General features: G+C 68.5%; 6 protein-coding genes. 1 reads left to right on the top strand and 5 read right to left on the bottom strand.

The features are described from left to right. Positions 1-242: 242 nt before the first annotated feature. A complete protein-coding gene (fdxA, locus tag FHG10_RS14240; RefSeq protein WP_152353981.1) occupies positions 243-572 on the top strand; it encodes a ferredoxin in 330 nt (109 codons plus the stop codon). On the opposite strand, the gene FHG10_RS14235 is transcribed toward fdxA, so the two are convergent. From FHG10_RS14235 to FHG10_RS14215, 5 genes are all read right to left on the bottom strand, one after another. After that, entirely contained in the window at positions 532-1494 is a 963-nt protein-coding gene (locus tag FHG10_RS14235) for a DUF817 domain-containing protein (protein ID WP_152353980.1), read from the bottom strand. The genes fdxA and FHG10_RS14235 overlap by 41 nt on opposite strands. Positions 1495-1650: 156 nt before the next feature. Continuing rightward, the gene (locus FHG10_RS14230; protein WP_152353979.1) at positions 1651-2922 is read right to left on the bottom strand and encodes a sulfatase family protein; all 1272 of its coding nucleotides are present in this window, start codon (positions 2920-2922) and stop codon (positions 1651-1653) included. Positions 2923-2926: 4 nt separating this feature from the next. Further along, entirely contained in the window at positions 2927-4579 is a 1653-nt protein-coding gene (locus FHG10_RS14225) for an extracellular solute-binding protein (RefSeq protein WP_152353978.1), read from the bottom strand. Between the two features lie 83 nt (positions 4580-4662). Further along, entirely contained in the window at positions 4663-5628 is a 966-nt protein-coding gene (locus FHG10_RS14220; protein ID WP_227488270.1) for a carbohydrate ABC transporter permease, read from the bottom strand. Continuing rightward, complete coding sequence (locus FHG10_RS14215; RefSeq protein ID WP_227488269.1) at positions 5625-6623, bottom strand: ABC transporter permease; 999 nt, start codon at positions 6621-6623, stop codon at positions 5625-5627. Before FHG10_RS14215 ends, FHG10_RS14220 begins: the two co-directional genes overlap by 4 nt. Positions 6624-6697: the final 74 nt, after the last annotated feature.

Below are 6697 nucleotides of genomic sequence, written 5' to 3'. Positions count from 1 at the left end.
TCATAATCGAGATCGGGAAGCGTGTACTCCGCCATCGTGGATTCCTCTCCTGTGGCTGATAGGACGCCTTCGACCGTAGGACCTCAAGTGCACGTGAGGTCAAGGGCCGGGACGCGGCGCATCGGCCTGGGCGGCCGACGCTCTCACCGAGGATTGACCTCAAGCGCGCATGAGGTTCTACCGTCGAAGGACGCGGGAGCACCCGCGACGAGCGAGGAGCGAGCGAGGAAGGAGCCGCGAGCGTGACCTATGTGATCGCCCTGCCCTGCGTGGACGTGAAGGATCGCGCCTGCGTGGACGAGTGCCCCGTGGACTGCATCTACGAGGGGAACCGGTCGCTGTACATCCAGCCCGACGAGTGCGTGGACTGCGGCGCCTGCGAGCCGGTGTGCCCGGTCGAGGCGATCTTCTACGAGGACGATCTGCCCGACGAGTGGGCGGACTACTACAACGCCAACGTCGAGTTCTTCGACGAGCTCGGCGCCCCCGGCGGCGCCGCGAAGACCGGTGTCATCGACAAGGACCACCCGCTCATCGAGGCGCTGCCCGCGCAGGAGAACCCGTTGGAGTGAGGCGCTCGACCGCTGCCGTCACCGGTCGCTGCGGCGGGTGCACGAGCGTCACCAGCACCACCGAGATCATCATCAGCAGCAGCCAGGCCACCATCTTCGTCAGCGGCACCATCTCCCATCCGGCCTGCTGCTGCGGGTAGATCCAGGCCCCCGCGCCGGTGCCCACGTTCTCGGCGACCCACAGGAAGAACGCGGTGCCGGCGAAGGCCGCGAGCACCGGCATGCGATGCCAGGCGCCGCCGCGGTGGTTGCGGAAGCTCATCATGCATCGGCCGAAGAGCAGCGCCACCAGCACGAGCAGCACCCAGCGGGCGTCGGGCAGGAAGTGGTGGGTGAAGAAGTTCGCGTAGATCGCGGCCGCGAGCAGCGCGGTCGCCCAGCGCGGCGGGTAGCGCGTGAACCGCAGGTCGAACAGCCGCATCACGCGCACCATGTACGAGCCGACCGCGGCGTACATGAACCCCGTGTACAGCGGCACGGCTCCGATGCGCAGAAGCCCCTCGCCCTGGTACTCCCATGAGCCGACGTGCGTCTTGAACACCTCCATGGCGGTGCCCACGACGTGGAACAGCACGATCGTGCCCATCTCGCGCAGGCTCTCGAGGCGGAACGCGAGCATGAGGAACTGCAGGGCGAGCGCGGCGATCACCAGGGCATCCGCCCGAGCGATCGGGGCACCCTCGGGGTAGAGCAGCCGGGCGAGCACGAGCACCGCGAGCATCGAGGCGCCGAACACGCACGCCCACGCCTGCTTGAGCGTGAAGACCACGAGCTCGAGGGCGCGCAGGCGCCACGGGCCGGCGTTCTCGGCGAGCGCACGCGTGCGCCGGTGCGCCCAGGCGTCGATGCGCTGCTCGAGCGGGGTGAAGGTGCGCGAGCGAGCATCGGACCGGGCGCGCGGTTTTCGGTTCTGGTCCCCCATAGGGCGAGCGTACGAAGAGCCTCCGTGCCACGGGCGGGGGAACGACACAGGTCGGGGGGAGGAATCGCGTCGCCCCTGGGGAGATCCTGTGTGCTCGGCCGCGCGCCAATCACCGGCGTTGCCGTCCACCGGGTTGCAGAGCACCCTGCTTCGCCGTCACCCGGCGCGGGGCGGGCCTCCGATGACGTTCGCTCCGGCAGGCGGAGGGATCGGCCCGCGCGCGAGCGGGTCGTCGGTCTCGCGCATCCAGCTCTCCAGGCGTGCTCTCATCTCGACCAGGACGGCTCCGTAGGCGGGGTCGTCGACGAGATTGCGGGACTCACCCGGGTCGAGCTGCAGATCGAAGAGCATCTCCGTCTCCGGCGCCCGGTCGCCCCATCCCCTCTCCACGAGATACTCCTTGCTGGGGCCCGCATCGGTGTGCTCGAGGATCCTGCGCTCGAGCTCTCGGAACGTGCGCACGTAGGCGAAACGCTCGGTGCGCACGCACCGCTGCGGCTCGTAGTCCACGTGGTACGTGAGCTCCGCGTGGACGGCGTCGTGCAGCGTGGCCCGCTCGTCCTCCAGGAGCGGCGCCAACGACGTGCCGCGCAGCCCGGCGGGTGCGGGCACCTCCGCGAACTCGCAGAGGGTGGGGAACAGGTCCAGCTGGCTGACCAGCGCGTCGCTCACCGTGCCGGGGCGGACGCCGGGCCCGCGCATCATCAGCGCGACACCGAGTCCGGCCTCGGTGAGCGTGCATTTCATCCCCGGGAACGCCGGACCGTGATCCGTGGTGCACACGATGAGCGTGCGATCGGCGATCCCCGCGCGATCGACCGCATCCAGCACCGCGCCCACCGCATCGTCGAGACGCCGGACGCTCGCCGAATAGCCGGACATGTCCTCGCGGGTCTCCGGCGAGTCCGGCAGGTGCGCCGGTGCCCGGAGATACCGTGCGTCGTCGTGCGGTCCCGGCTCCGGATAGGGACGGTGGGTCTCGAAGCAGCCCACCTCGAGGTAGAACGGCCGCTCGTGCTCTGTCGACACGAACCGCGCCGCGGCAGGTCCGACGTCGACGGCCGAATGGCTGTCGACCGGCAGGATCTCGTCGAATCCGAGCAGCGCCGGGTCCTCGGAGACGTGCTGCAGCCCCGCGAGAGCCGTGCGGTAGCCCGATCTGCCCAGGACATGGCTCAGATGCCGCGTCGGGTCGGTGAGGGAGAACCCGCGATGGCTGAGGCCCAGCATGCCGACCTCGTGCGGCCAGCGCCCTGTCAGCAGCGCGGCCCGGCTCGGGGAGCACGTCGGCGACGCGGAGAAGGCATTGCGGAGGACGAGTCCCTGTTCGGCGAATCGCTGCATGTGCGGGGTGGGCGCCGCGAAGCCGTACGGGCTGATCCAGCGCCCCGTGTCGTGCGAGTTCAGGTAGATGATGTTGGGTCTCACGGGGTCATCCTTCGGCGGCCTCGGCGAGCGCCTTCTCGTACTCGTCCCGCATCTTGTCCCCGCCGTTCTTCTTCCAGGTCTTCACCGCGTCCGCCCACGCGCTCACGGGCTTGCGCCCCTGGATGATGTCGCTCTCGATATCGCCCAGGGCGCTGCCGATCTGCTTGCCCTTGCGAGACTGCGTCTCGGAGTAGAGGCCCGTCGTCGGGTTCTTCACGGCGTTCGGGATCGAGGCGGCCTCCGCCGCGTGCTGGTCCTTGGTCACCTCGGGCGCGCCGGGGGTGAAGTTCACCCACGGCCCCTGGCCCACGTACCGCAGGGCGAGCTGGGTCTCGTTGCGGCCCTTCTCGGTCAGCACGGGGTCCGTGCCCTTGAGCTCGTGATCCACCCCTTCGATGCCGAACATCTTGAAGGTGTACTCCTCGCTGCCGAACGGGGCCGCGAAGTAGTTGAGCACGTCCAGCAGCGCCTCGACGCGGTCCTCGGCCTTCTTGCTGATCGAGGTGATGTTCTGCGAGGTCGGACCGTGCCAGATCGGTGCGGTGCCGCCGCCGTCGGCCTTGGGCGGCTGGAGGACGTTCAGGCGGAATCCGTCGGGCAGGGGGTAGTTCTGGAAGTCGGCCCAGGCGGTGAGCGTCCCCTGCAGCAGCGGGGTGGTCCCGTTGATGACCCAGGTCTTCTGCTTCGGGCCGTCGGCCGTGAACGCATCTGGATGGAGCAGCCCGTCCTTGACCATCGAGCGCACCGCCTCGAGGGCCTCCTCCTGCTGTTCGTGCTCGTTCGCACTGGTCAGCTTCCCGTCGGCCTCGGACCAGCCGTTGGGGATCTCGAACATCTCGCGCACGAACTGCGTGGGTGCGCCGCCGAGGGCCCATTGCTTGCCGCCGGTGAGCTCCCGGCACGCGTCGGTGAAGTCCTCCAGGGAATCGGAGGTCACCTCCACGCCCTTGTCCTCGAGGAAGTCCTTCCGCGTGTACATGACGATGGACTGCATGCCCCCGCGGGGGATCGGAATGCCGTAGATCTTCCCGCCGTAGGCGCAGGCCTGCCAGGTCTCGGTGGAGATGTTCGCCAGGAACGGGTACTTCTTGACGGCGTCCCCCGACAGCAGGTCCGTGAGGTCGGCCGCCTTCTCGGAGAGCATCGAGGGCAGGCTGGGCACATCGCCCGGGAAGAAGGTGAAGATCTCCGGCAGCTTGTCGCCGGCGAGCGTCGTCTGGAACCGGTCACCGAAGTCGCCCGTGGGCACCACGGTCACCTTCATCGTGCAGCCCAGACGCTCGTTGAGCTCCTGCCAGTACTGGTTCTTGTCCATCGCCGGCGGGGCGGGGTTGTTCGTCAGGGCGAAGACCCCGAAGTCCTTCCCGTCGCCGGGCGCGCCCTCCGTGACCTTCTTGGGCTTCTCCGGATAGGTCAGCATGGCGTCGCTGACCCCGTCCTCGCCGGGGAGGTCGAACTCGATGCCCTTGTAGGGGATATAGCTCGGGAACACGGTGTCCGAGTTGTCACCCACGGCCGCGCTGCCGCGGCCCTCGTTGCTGCATCCGGCGACGGTGAGTGCGCTGAGGGCGCCGGCTCCGAGCGCGCCGACGCCGAAGGCACGACGGGAGAGGCCCCGGGTGCCGGTCTCGGTTGAATTCTTCGGGGTGGTGTCCATGGTCTGACTCCTCATCGAGTGTGCGGACTGGTCGGAACTGGTCGGGAAACGTCAGTTGGGGGCGTGGTCGGCCGCTGCGGGGCTCATCCCTTGACCGCGCCGGTGAGCATGCCCTTGGCGAAGTGGCGCTGGAGGAACGGGTAGACGATCAGCACCGGCAGCACGGAGACCACGAGGATCGCCATCTGCAGGGAGATCTGCGGCGGGAGCGAAGCGCCGTCGATGCCGATGTCCTGGTTGCCCAGCTGGGTCCCCTGCACCACGTAGGTGCGCAGCACCATCTGCAGCGGCCACTTGCTGTTGTCGTTGAGGTACAGCAGGGCGTTGAAGAACGAGTTCCAGTAGCCGACGGCGTAGAACAGGCCCACCACAGCGAACACGGCCTTGGACAGCGGGAGCCCGATCCGCAGGAACAGCTGCAGCTCACCGGCCCCGTCGACCTTCGCGGAGTCGAGGATCTCCTGGGGCAGCTGCACGAAGAAGGAGCGCACGACCACCACGTTGAACGCGGAGACGCAGGTGGGGATGATGAGCGCCCAGAGAGTGTCGAGCAGCCCCAGCTGCTGCACGACCAGGTACCCGGGGATGATGCCGGGGCCGAACAGCAGGCTGATGAGCACGATCAGCAGCAGGGGGCGGTTGCCGAAGGTCCCCCGGCGGCTGAGCGCCCAGCCGAGGGATGCGGTGAGGGCGAGGCTGATCGCGGTGCCGACCGCGGTCACGAAGATCGAGACCCCGAGGGCGCGGGTGACGACGCCGCCGGCGAAGATCAGACGGTAGGAGTCGAAGTCCAGGCCCTTGGGCAGCAGCACGAAGCCGCCGGCGTCGGTGACCTGCTCGGGGCTCGCGACGGACGTGGAGACGACCCCGATGAAGGGGACGACGACCGCTGCGCAGCAGATCAGCAGGACGATGCCCTTGATGATCGACTCGACGGGTCCGGGCGTCTGGATGCCGTCGATCATGCGGCGGCGTCTGCGCCTCGGTGCCTGAGGTGCGGGTGCCGCCGTGGGACGCGTGCTCTGCGCGGTGCTCTCTGCGGTGCTCATGCCTTGTACACGCCTTCCTCGCCGAACATGTGCGCGATCTTGTTGGCGCCGAGCACGAGGATCAGTCCGACGATCCCCTTGACCAGGCCGACGGCCGCCGCGACTCCCCAGTACCCGCCGACCACGCCGTTGTTGTAGACGTAGGTGTCCAGCACCTGGGCGACGCCCGTGCCGACGGCGTCCTGCTGGAGGATCAGCTGCTCGAATCCGACGGAGAGGGAGTCGCCGAGCTTGAGGATGAACAGCATGATGATGATCGGCCGCATCCCCGGCAGCGTCACGTGCCAGGTCTGCCGCCAGCGCGAGGCGCCGTCGACGGAGGCCGCCTCGTAGAGCGATTTGTCGATCCCCGCGAGGACGGCGAGGAACAGGATCGTCGCCCAGCCCGTGTCCTTCCAGATCACCTGCGAGGTGAGGAGGGCGTAGAAGGCGTCGGCGTTGCCGATGATGTCCAGCGGCTTCCAGCCGTGGTCCTGCAGGAAGTTGTTGACCAGCCCCGCACCGCCCAGCATCTGCTGGAACAGCGCCACGACGATCACCCACGACAGGAAGTGCGGGAGGTAGAGGACGGACTGCACGGCCTGGCGGACCTTGTTGGACACCAGGCTGTGCAGGGTCAGGGCCAGCAGGATCGGCGCGGGGAACACGAAGACCGTCTGCAGCAGGGTGATGATCAGCGTGTTCTTGAGCGCGTTGAGGAACTCGGGGTCGCCGTTGAACAGGATCGAGAAGTTCTCGACGCCCACCCAGAGGCTCTTCCCGATGCCGAGGTACGGCTGGTAGTCCTGGAAGGCGATGACGTTCCCGCCGAGCGCCAGGTAGTGGAACGTGACGATGACGGCGATGCCCGGGAGCGCGAGCAGCAGCACCGTGCGGTCCCGCCACATGCGCTTGTACCAGGGCAGCCGGCGGCGGGGGCGCAGCCGGGCCGGCGGCGTCTTCTCCTCGGGCGGCGGGGCGTCCGTCCGGGATCTCTCGGTCTGGTCGAGGGTCATGTCTGCCCTCCCTTCTGGTGTGCACGGTGCCCCCGGGACGCGAGCCGGATGATCCGGTTCCCGGGGTGCGGGTG

The organism is Brachybacterium subflavum (genome assembly GCF_009299795.1).
In the GTDB taxonomy this organism is placed as follows: domain Bacteria; phylum Actinomycetota; class Actinomycetes; order Actinomycetales; family Dermabacteraceae; genus Brachybacterium; species Brachybacterium subflavum.
This window is presented reverse-complemented; position numbering and strand designations above follow the sequence as displayed.

What these genes read in the sequence shown, in the direction of transcription:
- FHG10_RS14215 (WP_227488269.1), bottom strand. Translation starts at nt 6,623, where the DNA reads ATGACCCTCGACCAGACCGAGAGATCCCGGACGGACGCCCCGCCGCCC.
- FHG10_RS14225 (WP_152353978.1), bottom strand. Translation starts at nt 4,579, where the DNA reads ATGGACACCACCCCGAAGAATTCAACCGAGACCGGCACCCGGGGCCTC.
- FHG10_RS14220 (WP_227488270.1), bottom strand. Translation starts at nt 5,628, where the DNA reads ATGAGCACCGCAGAGAGCACCGCGCAGAGCACGCGTCCCACGGCGGCA.
- FHG10_RS14235 (WP_152353980.1), bottom strand. Translation starts at nt 1,494, where the DNA reads ATGGGGGACCAGAACCGAAAACCGCGCGCCCGGTCCGATGCTCGCTCG.